The sequence below is a fragment of the Sphingobacteriaceae bacterium GW460-11-11-14-LB5 genome (assembly GCA_002151545.1).
Classification (GTDB): Bacteria; Bacteroidota; Bacteroidia; order Sphingobacteriales; family Sphingobacteriaceae; genus Pedobacter.
Map to the genome: position 1 here is coordinate 2,470,476 of CP021237.1, position 16,439 is coordinate 2,486,914.

Consider the following 16,439-nt stretch of genomic DNA (forward strand, 5'->3'; position numbering starts at 1 on the left):
TGTTCTGTTCGTTTAGTTTTTAGGGATGATTGGTATGAAGATTATTTTAAGTACTGAACGGCAGTAATCAATCCGCCTTCTACTTTTAAGCCTCTTGTAGCAGTTAGTGTAGCAGCATCTATTTTATATACATAGCTGGTACCGTCTTTTAAGTTAAAACCTACATAGGCCACCTTTCCATCTTTTGGTGTATAATTGTTGGTGGTGATGCTCGATATCGCACTTTCTGCAGGCAATCCGCTTACTTTTTTAAATGTTTTATCTACGACATTTAATACACCGATTGTTTTGCCCACTACATAAGCACCTTTTTCGGCTTTAAGTGATGCATTTACAATAAAATTATTATTCCCAATGTAAAGCCAGTTGGTAATGACATAACCTCCAGAAGCTGCTTCAAAATCAAGGAAATAAGTTAAATCGAATTCAGTTGTACCCGCTTTAATTTTGGTAATGGCTGAGGGTTTGGTAGAAGTAATTTTAGAATCTGTAAGTATATCGGTGGTTTCGGTATTGTCATCAACAGCCACTGAAGTAGAAAAAGCATAAACATCACCGTTTTCGACCAAACCTAGCCCATCTGTAAAATACCGGCCAATAAAACTTGTTCTGTCATCTTTAATTACCTTCTCTAACTTCATTTCGGGATAAGAATAAACAGCTATCCAGGCGGTGTTAGGGTATTTAGTCCAGAATCTGCTACCGTTGATACAAAAAAACGGTGCATAAACTTTATTTCCAACCTGTTTAATCCAGCTAAAATGTGCTATTTCCCCATTATTGGCAGGAGCTGTTGCATCGATGGTTCCTTCTCCGGCAATTAAAAGACTGTTTGTATTTACCCGATAAAAGTTTGCCAACGGAGTCGTTAAATTTCTCGGAATCTTTAACAATAGTAAATCATCGTTGACCGGCGCAAATGCCTGAACGGTTTCCGTTTGAAAATTTGAAAGTTTGTTTAATTTACCTGATAATATGTTATAAGTGGTTACTGCACCTGGGTTTCCCTGGCCGTAAAGCAAACTAAAGAATTTGTTGTTATGGGTAACATAATAGCGATAAGTTCCATCCTGCTCGATCCCATTACCGGCAGTAGAAATACTACCTTTTTCCAAATCACTGGCGGTAAGTAAATAATCTGCAACGCCAGTTGAAGCCACCGGCGTTACGGTAAGGATAAAATTACCAGGGTTATTAGGTATGCTTTCTCCTTCTTCTTTTTTTGAACAAGAACTAAGTACAGCTGCGAAAGCTAAAGCGATAAACGCTTTGGTAAAATTTGTTTTCATATTCTTTTTTTAATGGATTAATTATGGATTGTATTGATAAAATATCTGAGGTTCAGGTAGAATGCCCTGCCTGGCTTTTGTAAGCTGAAATTGTCGTATAAGGCAGCGTTGGTTAAATTTTTGGCCTCTAAACCAATGTTGTAACGTCCTTTTTTCAAACTGTAAACCAGATTTAAATCGTGATTAAACTGCTGGGCAATTTCCATTTTCGCTGCATCTTCGCCTCTGCCCCCACGGCTTGGCCAGTACAACCAGAAAGCATGTACGTACAATAAGTTATATCCAATGGTTAAATTATTGCCTTTGCCAACGTTCTTTAGTGAAACAGAGATATCTCCATTGCCATACAAATAAGGAATATTCGGCATCTGGTCGAGATAAACAGGACTTATGGTTGGAAGTAATTCTCCTGTATTCAGGTCTCGCTCGTATTTCTGCAGGTTTTTTAAATTTTGGTAGGTTAAAGTTGTACCCACACTTAACCAGTTTTTATAGGAATAACGGATTTCTGCATCCCCGCCTATAGTCCTAACTCCATCTCTATTATCTGCTACCAGTTTGGCCTGGTTCTGATTTAACCGGTTGTAAATAAAATTAGTTGCATTTCTATAGATGGCATTTGCGGAAATAGAGAAGTTATGATCTTTATTGATAACGAAACCGTAGCTGGTACCCAGATTGAAATTATCGCTTTGTTCAGGTTTCAGATTAGGATTAGCATCCTGATTTTCAACATCACCGAATATTTCCTGCGCTTCCGGCATCCGGTTCGTAAGCTCGTAAGAAGCCTTTAACTGCAGGTTTCGATTAACAAAGTAGCTTAGTGCAGATCCATAACCCATTTTACCTGAATTATTTGTGCCTCTGTTATTGCCGGTTCCGTTTACATTGTTTTGATTGATGTACTTACCAAAAACTGTTGCACTCCACCTATCCTTTACATCGAAATTGTAACCTAAGCCTAAAACATTTTTATTGGTTTTCTTTGGCCTTTCATATTCTGCATTTGTTGGGTTTAATTCATCACTACCCTTTCTGTTGAACGTACTAAATACATTACTTAGCGCTACTGATTGATGATCGTCTATTTTATAGTTTAACATGGTTGTTGCCAAACCATTGTTATTTTTGTATTTATATAAACTTCTGGCACGTTCGCCATTTGAGCCATTTGGTTTTGATGTTCCGTACCAATCGTACCTAACATTTAAAGTGTCTATATTCTGCTCATTACCTAAATTATAGTTGGCGTTAATGGTTACATCTAAACCTTTAATCAGGTTTTCCTTTTTATATTTTAGGGTAGGCATTAAGATATTACCTCTTCTATGCCAACCCCCAAAAACAGAAACCATTCTGGCACCGGTTTGTATTTCTTTATAATTCTGACCAACCGTAACACCCAATAAGAGTTTATCTGCATAACTTTTGCCCACCACACCTACATTGGCAATTAATGTTTCGTTATGATAGGTATCATGAAACCTTTTGAGCAAGGCATTTGGCGCATATGCCCCGGTCCAGATATCTGATGCTTCTACATTTACCTTATAATCATTATCCGAATAATTCTGGAAAGCATTTAATTGAACGGTTAGTCCGTTTTTTGAAGTAACGGCAGCATTAATGACGCTTCTGTGTGTGTTAAATGAACCAAAAGAGTAAGAAGCATCTATATAATTGCGGTAACGATCGCCCGTTACAATGTTAATGGCACCACCTAAAGCATCTGATCCGAGCCACATTGGTACCACGCCTTTGTACACCTCAATCCTATCTGCTACGTTAATCGGAATGTTGTTGATCTGGAAGGACGAACCAAAATTATCCATCGGAATACCATCGATAAAATACCGCACGTGGTTGCCAGAAAAACCATTTAGCGAAAGGTTAAAGTTTGAACCCACCCCTCCCGATTCTCTTACGCGTATACCCGCTACCCGATCTAAAGCACCAGAAATATCGAGTGTCGTATTGTAAAGTTTTTTGGCATCAACAGACGTTACGTTAAAGGCCTGCCTGTTTACTTCCTGATTTGCTGTTCTGCCGATTACGTTAACCGTCTCCATTTGCTCTGACGATTCGGATAAGCTAAAACTTAAAGTGCTTATCTCCCCATCAGTTACCTTAATTTCCTTTTTCTGCGTTTTAAAACCAATTGCAGTTACCTGTACGGTATAATTACCCACCGGAATATTAGAGAGTTTAAAATTCCCATTTGGACCAGTTAATGTAACGTAATTGGTTTTGTGGATTTTAACGGTAACGCCAGGAAGCGGATTTCCGTCGTTGGTTTTGATTTGCCCTGATATGCTCGATAGTCGATTTTGGGCTGAAGTAAAAATTACACAGGCACATAGTATGCCCAATAGCAAAATTTTCTTAATTTGCATGGCTTTTAATGGAGATTAAAGGTGAGCCGGATTTCCGGTTTAGCCACACGGGTCCGAACCGTGTGGCATTTTTATTTTCGGCAAATATAGCCTCTATTTAGATCAAGTCCAAATAAGAATTAGTAATTATTATGTTTTGTTAACCGCCTTTTTTGAAGATATCGGCTTACTTAGCTGAGCAACTGAGCATTACCAACCGTTTTTAATTGCTCAAAAAGCCCAGTTTATCTAGCGTAAACCCGGTATTGTAATAACCGTATCAGCCCCCAGGTTTCAAATTAGCAGCAGAGCTATAGATGAATTGGATTTAATGCTTTTTTAATTATCGCGGTGCTTCTTTTCTGAGAATGTCTTTAATCGCCGACTCTATTTTATGGTAAGTTATGGGTTTAACGATGAACTTATCACAATAAACGTTAAATGCATCAAGTGCATATTTTTCGTACGAAGTGACGAAAATGAGGTATCGAACATGATCGCGGAGCACTTTAGCCACATCTATTCCTGATACTTCCATCCCAATATCCAGGAATAAAAAATCTATTTCCCCTATCGCCCTAACGGCCAGAATAGCTTCGATCGGATCAGTATATGTTGCCACAACCGTTAGTGCTCCGGTTCGGGCGATAAAATTGCTTAAAATATCAATACTAAGCTGATCATCGTCGATAATGATACATTTTTGTTGAGGAGCGTTAAATTGTTGCATTATTAATATTTTTGAAAAAATAACCCAAAAAACATGCCCATTATTATTTAAATGATTCTCGTTTAGCCATATCATACAATTATTTTCAACCTGAGCAGTTTTAGCAGAAAATAAATAGTTCACCTCGCAAACCTGCATCCTGTAATTAATCACTTACGTGGTTGTATGGCAATTTCTGATAAATGCTAACTGATTTTAATTTAAATCTCTGGCGGGGTATGCCAATCGATAAAGGTTTTTCTACTCAACATTTTTAGATATGGGTAATTGCCATTTAACTGCTGACGTTGTTTTAGCTCATACAAAAAATGTCCACCTAAGTCTACAATAATTTTTGCAGTAGCCAGATACCACACACTATGGGGTTGTTTCCAGCAAAAAGAATATAGGTTTGAGGTGAGTTTAATTCCCTGAAGTTCGGGATGGTAAAAATTAAGTATTTTGGGGTTAGGCAGCCCCTGTATAATTTCTGCTTTTCTAACCATCGAAAGGTGATCGGAATGGCAGAACTCATAATCCTTCAGTTTCGGATCATCCACATCAGGCAAATGTTTCAATATTTTAAAGCCTTTAAATTTTTTACCGTTTAATACCCATATCAAATTTGGATAAAATGCCTCTCTGCTGTGCAGTTCGGCAGCTGTTATTGGAGAGTTTTGAAACTCAATGGTATAACCTGATGGGGTAAATATGTCTGCCCGGTGGATATCGGTATTGGCCGCATCGTAAAAGGCAACTTCCCTAAACGACGGTGGGAAGGCCAGCTTCCAATCGCGGTGCCATGCCGTTTCTTTACGGTAATATTCTTTTTTGAGTGCTGAAACATCCGGGATTATTTCAACACGATGAATATCTTTTCTTATTTCACTATTATCCATGCGCTTGCCACACCATTAAAAACAATTATTAGGGAAGCACAAATTTAAACTAAAATTCTTAGTACAGAAACAACCCAGGGCTATAACCTAACCATATTTTAAAATCATTATGATTGAGCATTAGGCAGATACCAGCTATCAAATAAATTTAATTCCGTCTGCTCAAAATAGAATGATAACTTTGCATTATGACCATCCAAGAAGTACAGCAGCTAGAAGAGTTTTTTACCCAGGCAGGAAAACAACAGGTGCCTATTTACCTCAACCAGGCTAATGTGATTACCGATTACGAGCACTTTTTGGAAAGTCATTTCATGCCCTTAAAACTCAATCCCGATGCAAAAGTGAATCTTCCGCTTATCCATCGTTTAAAGATGTTAAAACTCTTGATTGAATCAAACGCATAACGCCGCTATCCTAAAATCATATCCTATTGGCAACTAAAAGACCATTTAAGTCAGGCCAATTTTAGATCTTAATGATCACATCCGTAATTGACGATTCGCCTATAGATGGTATTTAAAGTGTAGAATAAGTAATTATTTTATGCCGTCTTTAAAACTTAACCTGCTTTAGTTTTTAAAATAAATATTTCCAACTATATTGGGCATAATTGGTTATTACTATACATTGATCCTTATTTATGACAAAAAATATATTCATTGCTTCAGCCGAACCCTATACCGGAAAATCAGTAATTGCATTCGGGATGATCAATATGTTATTGGCCAAAACGCAAAAAGTAGGCTATTTTAAACCGATTATTGCACAAGACGATCCCAATAAAAAGGATGAACATGTGGAGGCCATGCTGGATTATTTTTCGCTCCCTGTTAAATATGAAGATGCCTTTGCCTTTACCCGGCAAGAAATGTTGCATCAATCTGAAGATAGCGGTACCATTATCAATACCATTATCAGTAAATATAAAAAATTAGAAGACAACTATGATTTCACGGTAATTGAAGGAAGCGATTTCTTAGGCGAAGGCATGGCATTTGAGTTCGAATCGAACGCCTTAATGGCCAAAAACCTGGGTGCTCCCGTTTTAATTGTCGTATCCGGGAAAAATAAAACCGCCAGTCAGCTTTTTAAATCTGCCATCAACATTTACCGAAACTTCCTGTTGCGCGATGTACAGGTATTAGGCGTAGTGGCCAATATGGTCAATCCTGAAGAAGCAGATCGTATTAAACAGGCCTTAAGTAATCAATTACCCGCAGAACTGCTGATTGCCGTTATTCCAACTGAAACTGGTCTGCAAAGTCCAACGATGAAGGAAATTACACTGGCTTTAGGTGGCGAAGTGCTTTTTGGATCTGAACTATTGGATAACCAGGTCGACAATTTTGTAACCGGCGCCATGATGTTGCCTAATTTTTTAAGGCACATTAAAGATAACTTGCTTATTGTTACGCCTGGCGATCGTGGCGATATCATTATTGGTGCGCTTCAGGCCAATTTATCGGCCAATTATCCAAAAATTGCGGGTATTGTTTTAACTGCTGGCAGTTTACCCGATGAGCCGATTATTAAATTGATTGAAGGTTTACAGACCATTATCCCCATAATAGCGGTACAAAAAGGCACTTTCGAAACCACTACTACGATTGGCGGTATTCACTCGAATATCACCATCGAAAACAAGAAAAAAATCGCAGTGGCGATAGAGCTTTTCGAAAAATATGTCGACATTAAAGCACTTGATGATAAAATCATCACTTTTAGCTATCAGGGCATTACGCCGCATATGTTTCAATATCAATTGGTTAAATGGGCCAAACGCGATAAAAAACACATCGTTTTACCGGAAGGAAATGACGAACGCATTTTAAAAGCCGTGGAGAAACTCATTACCCAGGATATTGTAGACATTACGCTTTTAGGCGATCCAACCGAAATTACCAATACCATTAAAAGGCTTGGATTAAATCTGGATACCAATACGATAAAAATACATAACCCGGGACAATCGGCTCATTACAATGATTATGTAAATACCTTACATGAATTGCGAAAAGCCAAGAATGTAAACCTCGAAATGGCCAGAGATATGATGACCGATGTTTCTTATTTCGGCACAATGATGGTTTATAAAGGTGATGCCGATGGCATGGTTTCGGGTGCCGTTCATACTACCCAACACACCATCCGGCCTGCTTTACAGTTTGTTAAAACAAAACCAGGTGTATCGGTAGTTTCATCCATTTTCTTTATGTGCCTGCCCGAACGGGTGGCCATATTTGGCGATTGTGCGGTAAACCCCAATCCTACTGCTCAGCAGCTGGCAGAAATCGCAATTTCTTCAGCCGAAAGCAGCGCAAAATTTGGCATTGAGCCACGCATTGCCATGTTATCTTATTCTTCCGGCACATCAGGCGAAGGTGAAGATGTAGAACGCGTAAGAGAAGCTACGGCCATCGTAAAAGCAAGGCATCCGGAATTAAAAATTGAAGGTCCGATACAATATGATGCTGCTGTAGATCCATTAGTGGGTAGACAAAAATTACCAGGTTCTGAGGTTGCAGGCAGGGCGAGTGTATTGATCTTCCCCGATCTAAATACAGGTAACAACACCTATAAAGCGGTACAGCGTGAAACCGGCGCATTAGCCATTGGTCCAATGCTGCAAGGCCTAAATAAACCAATAAACGATTTGAGCCGTGGCTGTACGGTAGATGATATTTTTAATACCGTTGTAATTACAGCAATTCAATGTCAGGATATTTAATATGAACATTTTAGTAATCAATTCGGGAAGTAGCTCTTTAAAGTACCAGCTTTTTAACATGCCTGAAAAAGCGCCGCTTTGCAGCGGCCTGGTAGAGCGTATTGGCATTGAAGGCTCCTTTATTAAACATAGCGTTTATCGCAATAACGAAAAGTATAACATTGAACAGTCTGGTTTTATTGCTAACCACGGTGAAGGTTTAAAACAGGTGTTAGCTTTACTCACTGAAGGGGAATATGCAGTAATAGCCAGTCCTGATGATATTGCGGCTGTTGGCCATCGTGTAGTGCATGGAGGCGAACATTTTACAGGTGCAACCCTTATTACAGACGAGGTAAAACATCAGATCAAAAAACTGTTTTCACTTGCTCCGCTGCATAATCCGGTTAATTATAAATGTATTGAAGTAGCCGAGCAAACTTTTGTAAATGCTAAACAAATTGCAGTATTCGATACGGCATTTCACCAAACCATACCGGAACAGGCTTATCGTTATGCGATTCCGGAATGGTATTACAAAGAACATGGCATCAGGGTATATGGATTTCATGGCACCAGCCATAAATATGTAAGCGAACAAGCCATTAAATGGTTAAATAAGGCTGAAAGTAAAATCATCAGCATACACCTAGGTAACGGCTGCAGCATCACAGCCATTAAAAATGGTAAATCGATAGATACCAGTATGGGATTTGGCCCGCTAAGCGGATTAATGATGGGCACACGCTCTGGAGATATCGATCCGTCGGTTATTTTTCATTTAATGGAACATTCAGGATATACTTTAGAGCAGTTAAGTACCCTGGTTAACAAACAATCAGGACTTTTAGGTGTAGGTGGCTCAAGTGACATGCGCGATATCAGAAAAATGGTCAGCGAAGGAAATGCAGCTGCAATTTTAGCATTAAAACTGTATGCTTACAGGATCAAAAAATTTATTGGCGCTTATGCGGCTATTTTAAATGGTATAGACGCCATTGTATTTACAGCAGGTGTGGGTGAAAACGACAGCAATATGCGTGAGGCCGTTTGTTCAGCACTCGATTATCTGGGTATTGAATTAGATCCAAATCAAAATGCAGCCTACCATGGAGCGTTGAAAGAAATTAATAAAACAGGCGCTAAAGTAAAAATCCTGGTTATTCCAACCAACGAAGAATATGAAATTGCCCATCAATGTTTTGAGCGGCTAACTTGACGCCTGAATTATTTTTTTAATACAGAATTCTTTTAAATTTGAGCATGAACCTATTTTTCCCGATCCTCAAAGAATATACTTACCTAAACACCGCCAATTCGGGCATTTTATCGACCAATCTGGCAGCATGGAGAACTCAACATGACGAAGCATTTATTGCTGGCGGAAGCATTTTCAGAATGGAAAATCTGCCGGTTATTACCGACCTCAGAAATAATATAGCGAAGCTTTTTGGCTCAAAACCAGACAATACTTATCTCGTTCAAAATTTTTCAGTCGGTTTCAATATCTTATTGAGCGGATTGGATAAAAGTCATCGTTTTTTACTTTTAGAAGAGGAATATCCATCGGTAAGTTATCCGGTAATCAGCATGGGTTTCGATTATCATAGTATAACCATCGATGAAAAGCTTGAAGAAAACATCATTAACGCCATTGAGAAGTTCAAACCTACTATACTGGCGTTTAGCATGGTACAATACATTAGTGGACTTAGGATGGATGATGATTTTATCCGGAAACTAAAAAACACTTATCCTGATCTTTTATTGGTTGGCGATGGCACGCAGTTTTTGGGTACTACTGCTTATGATTTTGAAAAAACGGGTTTAGACGCGTTGATTGGCAGCGGATACAAATGGCTTTTAGCAGGCTATGGTAATGGCTACGCATTTCTTTCTGATCAGATGAAAGATGCGGTCTTCACCAAAAACAAATTGGCCCAACTGCCAACAGCACCATTTTTAAAAGGAAAAGATCATTTATCGATGTGTTTCGAACCTGGCCATTTAGATACCCTAAACTTCGGCACCTTAAACGAAAGTTTAAATTATCTTAGTTCATTTGGCTTTGATTGGATTGAAAAAACCACGCAAACGCTTTGTAATCGGGCCAGGCTGGAATTAAATTCCAGAGGATTAATCCCTGACTGGACGCTTGACAGGAAGTATCAATCGACCATTATGAGTATGCCTTTAGATCAAAAAACAGTGGATAAACTTGCTGCTGCCAAAATACTTTGTTCGCCAAGAGGAGCCGGTACAAGGATTTCTTTCCATTATTACAATACAGAAGAAGACTTAAATCATTTACTACAGGTCCTGGATGACCAGAGTTAAGTTATTTTCGGAGTGATTTTTCCAATCGTAGGTGTAAACGCTGCTACTCAATTAAAAAAGTTACAAACTATATTCTAAAATCGACGTTAGATAATGGTAGACATTTAATTGACAAACATTAACCGCAGCCTTATATGCAAACTCAAACAACAGAAAATACGAACCTTACCGTTTTGATCCAGGATGATGCTTCAATTGAAGATAAAAGAGACATTTTATTAAACAGTTTATTAGACGACCTAAATAGTCAAACAGAATCTTTCAATTAGTGCCACAACCCATTATTATTTGGTAGAGAAGGTTAACGTTTCTAAGCACGATTCCAAAAACTCAGATGATCTCAGGTGGCTTAGGTGGTAAAATACACTGCCTCATTTAAAAGTATCCTAAACATTAAGAAGTGAAGAACATTAGCGAGCTCACCGCAGGTAATTCATTTCAGGATTTATTTTGCAGGAAAGATGCTGAAATAAATTCAGCATGACGATTACTCGTAAAAGAAAAGGGCAAACAAATTCATGTTTACCCCTTTCAATCTAAATTAACGCTCTCGCGACAAAAGTATAAATTCTTCTTAAACCTGTATGTAACAAATTTATTTACATTGGCGCTTAATGTAGAATGACCTGTGCCCGGCGAAGATTATCTGTTGTCTGCAAAATTTTATCCCTTAATTTTGAGTTGTAAGCAGGATGTGATTTTAAGAAATCCTGTACCACTGCATTTGCTTCTTTGTTGTTATAACTGGAAAAAATAGCAGCCAGCCACGATTGCGGAAAAAATATATCCCCTGTTTTCTGTATTTCTTCCAATAAATCTAAACTTTCTTTCAGATAATGAATAGCTGTTTTTTGCCTGATGGGATGATGCAGATAAGATAAAGCCGTAGTTACCCAGGCTTCTTTCTGACGGTTTTTCCGGTCTTTTAAAGCGTTAAAGAATTGACCTCTTTCCTTCACATCTAAAGATAATGCGGGCATTAAATAAATCAACCGATTTCTACGGTCTTCATTTTTGGTCCTTTCTAACTGCGCTTTCAGGATGGTGTTTGCGGTATCAGTTTTAAGTGCCAGTGTTAAAGCCATTGCATTATAATCATCCTCTAACAATTTAATTCCATTTGGTGCAGTTTGCCTGAACCAGATATCATACATGCGTTTCCCGGCATCGGCACTTAAATACACATTTTGATAAGCATTGAACAAAATCTTCCTGTTATTTTGCATTGGCTGCTGCTCCATTGCATTCCATATTGTTTTCTCCACGCTTTCATACATACCATTCCGTACTTCAGCAGTAAGAAAAGTCCAGTAAATATTAGTGAGGTATCCCGTAATCAACCTAAGGTTCATTTCATTTTTTTCAACTGCCAATCCCTGTAAAAACACTGTTAAAAGCGCTTTAGGCTTATTACCTTTGCCCGAAAGCATATTTTCATAGGCATTGATATAAGCCGATGCACGTTCTAAGGGATCCTCAAGATGATAAAGATTTGCCATCATCTCCTGATCGATTGGGAAAAGGCCATATCCGGCACCGTTTGCATTAAATAAAATATACTTTGGTTTTGGAAGACCTTTTGCCTCCATTAAATCTGTTTTAGCAGTCTTCGCGCTGACCACCAAAACCTTGCTATAGGTTGGGTAAACCAGCTTAACCGTGAATGATTGTGGCCATACCCTGGCTTGCCCCATCTCACTGTTTTGATTTAAGCTTAAATTACTTATTTTATCTCCATTGTATTTAATATCATAACTAAAAACTGGTCTGCCAGGTTCATTTACCCATACTTTATTCCAGCTCAGGAGATCACTTTTACTGTATTTACTTAAAATGGCGATCAAATCATTCCAGGTAGCGTTGCCATAACTGTATTTTTTCAGGTATTCCCTTATTCCCTGCTGAAAATTCTCCTTGCCCATCAGTAACTCCAATTGACGCATCATAATGGGTGCTTTATGGTAAATTATGTTTCCATACATCGATCCCGCTTCCTGTAAATTATCCAGTTGCTGTCGAATGGGGTTAGCGCCCAATGTTCTATCTACCCCATAAGCTGCCGGATAATGGTCTTGTAAAAACTTAAGGTCGAAAGTAGACTTGCCCATTAATTTTTCGGTTACCTTATCGGCCATAAAATTGGCAAAAACCTCTTTCATCCAAACGTCGTTAAACCATTTCATAGTGACCAGATCGCCAAACCACATATGTGCCGTTTCATGCGAAATCAGATTTGAACGCGAAATAAACTGATCTTTAGTTGCCCCCTGATCTAAAAACAATGCGGATGCCTTATATTGTACTTCTCCAGGGTGTTCCATACCACCAAACTGAAAATCAGGAATGCTGACAAAACCTACTTTCTGGAAAGGATATTTTATCGCTGTCCAGTCTTCTAAAAAATCGATGGCATCGCGATGTGCGACAAAAACAGAATCTACACTGAATTTAATTTTCGCTGAATCCGTTTCCCGGTGTAGAAATTCCATTTTATTATTTTTCATTTCCCGGTTTATCAGGCTGTATTTTCCTGCCGTAAAAGAGAATAAATAGGTGGGTAATTTATCCGAATTATTGAAATGGTAAGTGGTCGAATTGCCTTGTACCAGTGAATCTTTTTTAATCGCATTAGCCATTACCTTCCAGTCAGTTGGAACGGTTAACGAAAGTAAAAAGTTAGCCTTTAAATCAGGCTGATCAAAGCAAGGAAATACAGTTCTGGCATGATCAGGAACAAAGAGCGCATACAAAAAATCTTTATTTCTGTTTAATGATTCGTTACCAGCAATGAATTCGATTTCAACATGGTTATTCCCGACTTTTAAATACTCCTGTTTTACCAGGATATGTTCTGCTTTAAAATCGACTGGTATGGTTTTTCCATTAACCGATATTTGTTTTATGTGATCTAAATCCTGCTTAAAGTCGACCTGTAGATCAATTAACTTATTTAACTTAAAATCAATAGTTTCAGTTGATTCTATTAATGCATTCTGTGCTGTCGGTACAGTAAAATGAAGCTTGTATTGAATATTACTTATTGTTGCGCTTCTGGCGTTAGCCAATGTTAGAGAAACTCCCGGTTCTACGGCCACTGGTTTTGTACGCTGCTGCGCAAAACAGGTAACACTCAACAGTTGAAATAAGCAAAAATATTTAGTAATCGTATTCATTTTATAAAGATTTATTCTCCGTTTATCATTTGTATAATGGTGCCATAACTCATCCAAACCATGGTTAATACCACCGCTAAGCCGGTTAAGGTTAACCAAAACGGTTGTTTGTAATTTGCGATAATTTTGATTTTATAAGCAGCAATAAGCATAATACCCAGTGCAATAGGTAAAATAAATCCATTAATGGCGCCTACAGTAAGCAGTATTTTAACGGGTTTACCAATCAGGATAAAAATAATGCAGGAGATGGATATGAAGGCAATGATAATCTCTCTGTTAAACTTTAAGATCATGGGGTGAAAACTCTTAATAAAAGAGATGGAGGTATATGCAGAGCCCACAACCGATGAAATCCCCGCAGCCCATATCACTACACCAAAAATTTTATACCCGATTTCGCCGCTGGCCAGTTTAAAAACCGAAGCTGCCGGATTGGATGGATCTAAAGTAAAACCTTTACTAACTACCCCTAAAGCCGCAATAAATAACAATAAGCGCATAACAGATGCGAGTCCGATGGCGCTTAGTGCACCCTTATTTACGGCGCTTAAATTCTGGATTCCGGTTTGTCTGGCATCCAATAAACGATGTGCACCTGAAAAAGTAATATAACCGCCAACTGTTCCACCAACTATGGTTAATACTGCTGTAAAACTGAATTGTGTAGGATTTACAGCCCTTAATGCGGCTTCTGCCAATGGCGGCGAACTGGTGTAGGCTATAATTAAGGCGAGTACAATTTTAATCAGCCCCATGGTTTTGGCAAAAACATCCATCGCCTTACCTGCTTCTTTGTAAATAAAAATGCCAATTGCCATAATAGCACTGATAACAGCACCCTGACCTACACTAATGCCGAATAACACATTTAGTCCTAAACCAGCACCTGCAATATTACCAATGTTAAAAGCCAGACCACCTAAAAAAACCAGAAAAGAAATAAAGTAACCCAGGCCTGGAAATACCTTATTGGCGATATCCTGAGCAGGTTTATCAGCAACGGCAATAATCCGCCAGATGTTCAACTGTGCAATGGCATCTAATACGATGGATAACAATATCACAAACGCAAAACTCGCCCCCAACTGTTGGGTGAAAACGGCTGTTTGTGTTAAAAAACCAGGACCAATAGCCGATGAAGCCATTAAAAAAGCAGCCCCTAAAAGTACACTCCAGTTGTATTTTGGCTTCATATTACCTGGGCTTTAATAACAATACCTTCTTTTTTTAATCGCTCCGCTATTAATTTAGCAAAAGCAACAGCATGTTCACCATCGCCATGCAAACAAACCGTTTCGGCCCTGACTGTGATACGATTTCCACTTGTACTCCGTACTTCCTGCTTTAAAGCAAATCCCAAAACCTGATTTACAGCCTCTTCTTCGCTCGTAATTAAAGCATTGTCTGCAGAGCGTGGAGTCAGTAATCCATCATCCTGATAACTACGGTCGGCAAAAACTTCGGATGCGGTTATTATGTCCACTTTTTCAGCTTCCTCAATCATCTTGCTACCTGCCAGAGCATACAAAATCAGACTTGGATCGAAATCGTAAACAGCCTGTACAATGGCTTTTGCTAAACTACTGTCCTTTGCAGCCATATTATATAATGCACCATGTGCTTTAACATGATGTAATTTGCTGCCTGCAGCTTTTACAAAAGCACTTAATGCACCAATTTGATATAAAGTAAGCTGATAGGCTTCGTTTGCAGTAATCTTCATTTCTCTGCGACCAAAACCTTGCAAATCGGGCAAACCCGGGTGCGCACCAATGGCCACCCCGTTTTTTAAGGCTAAAGCGACCGTTTGCTGCATTACAGCCGGATCGCCGGCATGGAAACCACAGGCAATATTTACCGATGAAATATATTCCATCAGTTTTTCATCATTGGGCATAACATAATTCCCAAATGCTTCTCCCATGTCGCAATTAAGGTCGATCATTTTCATGTTTTAATATATTTTAGGCTTATGGCCGTGGTAATCAATGATAAATCGCGTTCCCGTTCAAGGTAAAGTTCTTCTGCCTCATCTCTCGAAATTTCGGAAAAGTGAATGGCATCACCAGGTTTTAACTGTGCACATAAAGGCAAATCGACTGCTGCAACATGGGCAATACGCGGATAACCACCTGTTGTTTGACAATCGGCCATGAGTATAACCAAATCGCCACTTCCGGTTACCTGAATAATCCCGGGTGTTACTGCTGTACTGAGCAATTCCTGTTTAACCCTCCTCACCAATGGTTTTCCCAATAAATGATAACCCATGCGGTTACTCCTTCTGTCGATGGTATAAAAATTGGTTAAAAATGAAATAATGGATGTGGCATCAAACCAGCTGATTTCATTGGCGAGTACAACCCTAATGGTTTGCCTTTTCTCTGGCAGTAAACTTTCGCGTGAAATACGCCAATTTGGGTAGATTAACGACCGGTTGATTAATTGTTTTATTATCCCATTCGATACTTCATTAAGAATAGTACCACTGCTCAAAACATCGGCTTTTCGCAATGCTCTCCCTTTAAAGCCGCCAAAAGCAGCAGTAAGATAGGTGCTTCTGCTTTCCATTACATCCGGCACCTCCCATCCACCAGCAACAGCCAAATAGGTACGCGCACCAATGGTGTTACTGATGAGCTTTATAACCGAACCTGCCGGAAAAAACAATGGCTTTTCTGCAGGCATTAACTCATCATTGTAAATCAAAAATGCACCATCGCCAGAATAAGAAAGCAGAACAGGTGTTTCAGCTTTAAATGAAGCATCAGCATAAGTAAACTCGATGGTAGCATGATGATCATCGTTACCAACTGCCTTATTGGCCAGACGGTGCGACAGCTCATCCATCGCCCCCGAAACAGGTACAGCCTGCGAAAGGTATCGGTACCGGCCTAAATCCTGAATGGTGCTTAACAAGCCTGGCTTAATGATGCTAATTTTCATA

The 16,439-nt window shown here is 38.9% G+C and carries 12 protein-coding genes; 4 read left to right on the top strand and 8 right to left on the bottom strand.

The window, feature by feature from the left end; all coding sequences use genetic code 11:
* Nucleotides 1-41: 41 nt before the first annotated feature.
* From CA265_10055 to CA265_10070, 4 genes are all read right to left on the bottom strand, one after another.
* Nucleotides 42-1,289, bottom strand: coding sequence for a hypothetical protein (locus CA265_10055; GenBank protein ID ARS39972.1), 1,248 nt, complete (start codon nucleotides 1,287-1,289; stop codon nucleotides 42-44).
* 17 nt (nucleotides 1,290-1,306) lie between these two features.
* A complete protein-coding gene (locus tag CA265_10060; protein ID ARS39973.1) occupies nucleotides 1,307-3,682 on the bottom strand; it encodes an energy transducer TonB in 2,376 nt (791 codons plus the stop codon).
* A 322-nt stretch (nucleotides 3,683-4,004) separates the two neighbouring features.
* Complete coding sequence (locus tag CA265_10065; protein ARS39974.1) at nucleotides 4,005-4,529, bottom strand: hypothetical protein; 525 nt, start codon at nucleotides 4,527-4,529, stop codon at nucleotides 4,005-4,007.
* A gap of 62 nt (nucleotides 4,530-4,591) precedes the next feature.
* Nucleotides 4,592-5,269: a competence protein gene (locus tag CA265_10070; GenBank protein ARS39975.1), complete on the bottom strand. Its 678-nt coding sequence runs from the start codon at nucleotides 5,267-5,269 to the stop codon at nucleotides 4,592-4,594.
* 188 nt (nucleotides 5,270-5,457) lie between these two features.
* Between CA265_10070 and CA265_10075 the strand changes: the two genes are divergently transcribed.
* The 4 genes from CA265_10075 (at nucleotide 5,458) to CA265_10090 (ending at nucleotide 10,316) form a co-directional block, all read left to right on the top strand.
* Nucleotides 5,458-5,676: a hypothetical protein gene (locus CA265_10075; GenBank protein ID ARS39976.1), complete on the top strand. Its 219-nt coding sequence runs from the start codon at nucleotides 5,458-5,460 to the stop codon at nucleotides 5,674-5,676.
* A 236-nt stretch (nucleotides 5,677-5,912) separates the two neighbouring features.
* Nucleotides 5,913-8,000, top strand: a complete 2,088-nt coding sequence (locus CA265_10080) for a phosphate acetyltransferase (protein ARS39977.1) — start codon at nucleotides 5,913-5,915, stop codon at nucleotides 7,998-8,000.
* Between the two features lies 1 nt (nucleotide 8,001).
* Entirely contained in the window at nucleotides 8,002-9,198 is a 1,197-nt protein-coding gene (locus CA265_10085) for an acetate kinase (protein ID ARS39978.1), read from the top strand.
* A gap of 44 nt (nucleotides 9,199-9,242) precedes the next feature.
* A complete protein-coding gene (locus tag CA265_10090; GenBank protein ID ARS39979.1) occupies nucleotides 9,243-10,316 on the top strand; it encodes a hypothetical protein in 1,074 nt (357 codons plus the stop codon).
* Nucleotides 10,317-10,927: 611 nt separating this feature from the next.
* Here the strand turns inward: CA265_10090 and CA265_10095 are convergent.
* Genes CA265_10095 through CA265_10110 form a run of 4 tightly spaced genes read right to left on the bottom strand, consistent with a single transcriptional unit; the run spans nucleotide 10,928 to nucleotide 16,438 of the window.
* Nucleotides 10,928-13,489 (bottom strand): aminopeptidase, encoded by a 2,562-nt coding sequence (locus CA265_10095; GenBank protein ID ARS39980.1) that lies wholly within the window; start codon nucleotides 13,487-13,489, stop codon nucleotides 10,928-10,930.
* Between the two features lie 11 nt (nucleotides 13,490-13,500).
* On the bottom strand, nucleotides 13,501-14,685 hold the full coding sequence (locus tag CA265_10100; protein ID ARS39981.1) for a hypothetical protein: 1,185 nt from the start codon (nucleotides 14,683-14,685) through the stop codon (nucleotides 13,501-13,503).
* Nucleotides 14,682-15,443: a lactam utilization protein LamB gene (locus tag CA265_10105; protein ARS39982.1), complete on the bottom strand. Its 762-nt coding sequence runs from the start codon at nucleotides 15,441-15,443 to the stop codon at nucleotides 14,682-14,684. The genes CA265_10100 and CA265_10105 overlap by 4 nt, the downstream gene beginning before the upstream one ends.
* The gene (locus CA265_10110; protein ARS39983.1) at nucleotides 15,440-16,438 is read right to left on the bottom strand and encodes an urea amidolyase; all 999 of its coding nucleotides are present in this window, start codon (nucleotides 16,436-16,438) and stop codon (nucleotides 15,440-15,442) included. Before CA265_10110 ends, CA265_10105 begins: the two co-directional genes overlap by 4 nt.
* Between the last annotated feature and the right edge of the window lies 1 nt (nucleotide 16,439).

Bases quoted from the DNA above. Each gene is read 5' to 3' on its own strand.
- CA265_10055 (ARS39972.1), bottom strand. From the start codon at position 1,289: ATGAAAACAAATTTTACCAAAGCGTTTATCGCTTTAGCTTTCGCAGCT.
- CA265_10060 (ARS39973.1), bottom strand. From the start codon at position 3,682: ATGCAAATTAAGAAAATTTTGCTATTGGGCATACTATGTGCCTGTGTA.
- CA265_10065 (ARS39974.1), bottom strand. From the start codon at position 4,529: ATGCAGGTTTGCGAGGTGAACTATTTATTTTCTGCTAAAACTGCTCAG.
- CA265_10070 (ARS39975.1), bottom strand. From the start codon at position 5,269: ATGGATAATAGTGAAATAAGAAAAGATATTCATCGTGTTGAAATAATC.
- CA265_10075 (ARS39976.1), top strand. From the start codon at position 5,458: ATGACCATCCAAGAAGTACAGCAGCTAGAAGAGTTTTTTACCCAGGCA.
- CA265_10080 (ARS39977.1), top strand. From the start codon at position 5,913: ATGACAAAAAATATATTCATTGCTTCAGCCGAACCCTATACCGGAAAA.
- CA265_10085 (ARS39978.1), top strand. From the start codon at position 8,002: ATGAACATTTTAGTAATCAATTCGGGAAGTAGCTCTTTAAAGTACCAG.
- CA265_10090 (ARS39979.1), top strand. From the start codon at position 9,243: ATGAACCTATTTTTCCCGATCCTCAAAGAATATACTTACCTAAACACC.
- CA265_10095 (ARS39980.1), bottom strand. From the start codon at position 13,489: ATGAATACGATTACTAAATATTTTTGCTTATTTCAACTGTTGAGTGTT.
- CA265_10100 (ARS39981.1), bottom strand. From the start codon at position 14,685: ATGAAGCCAAAATACAACTGGAGTGTACTTTTAGGGGCTGCTTTTTTA.
- CA265_10105 (ARS39982.1), bottom strand. From the start codon at position 15,443: ATGAAAATGATCGACCTTAATTGCGACATGGGAGAAGCATTTGGGAAT.
- CA265_10110 (ARS39983.1), bottom strand. From the start codon at position 16,438: ATGAAAATTAGCATCATTAAGCCAGGCTTGTTAAGCACCATTCAGGAT.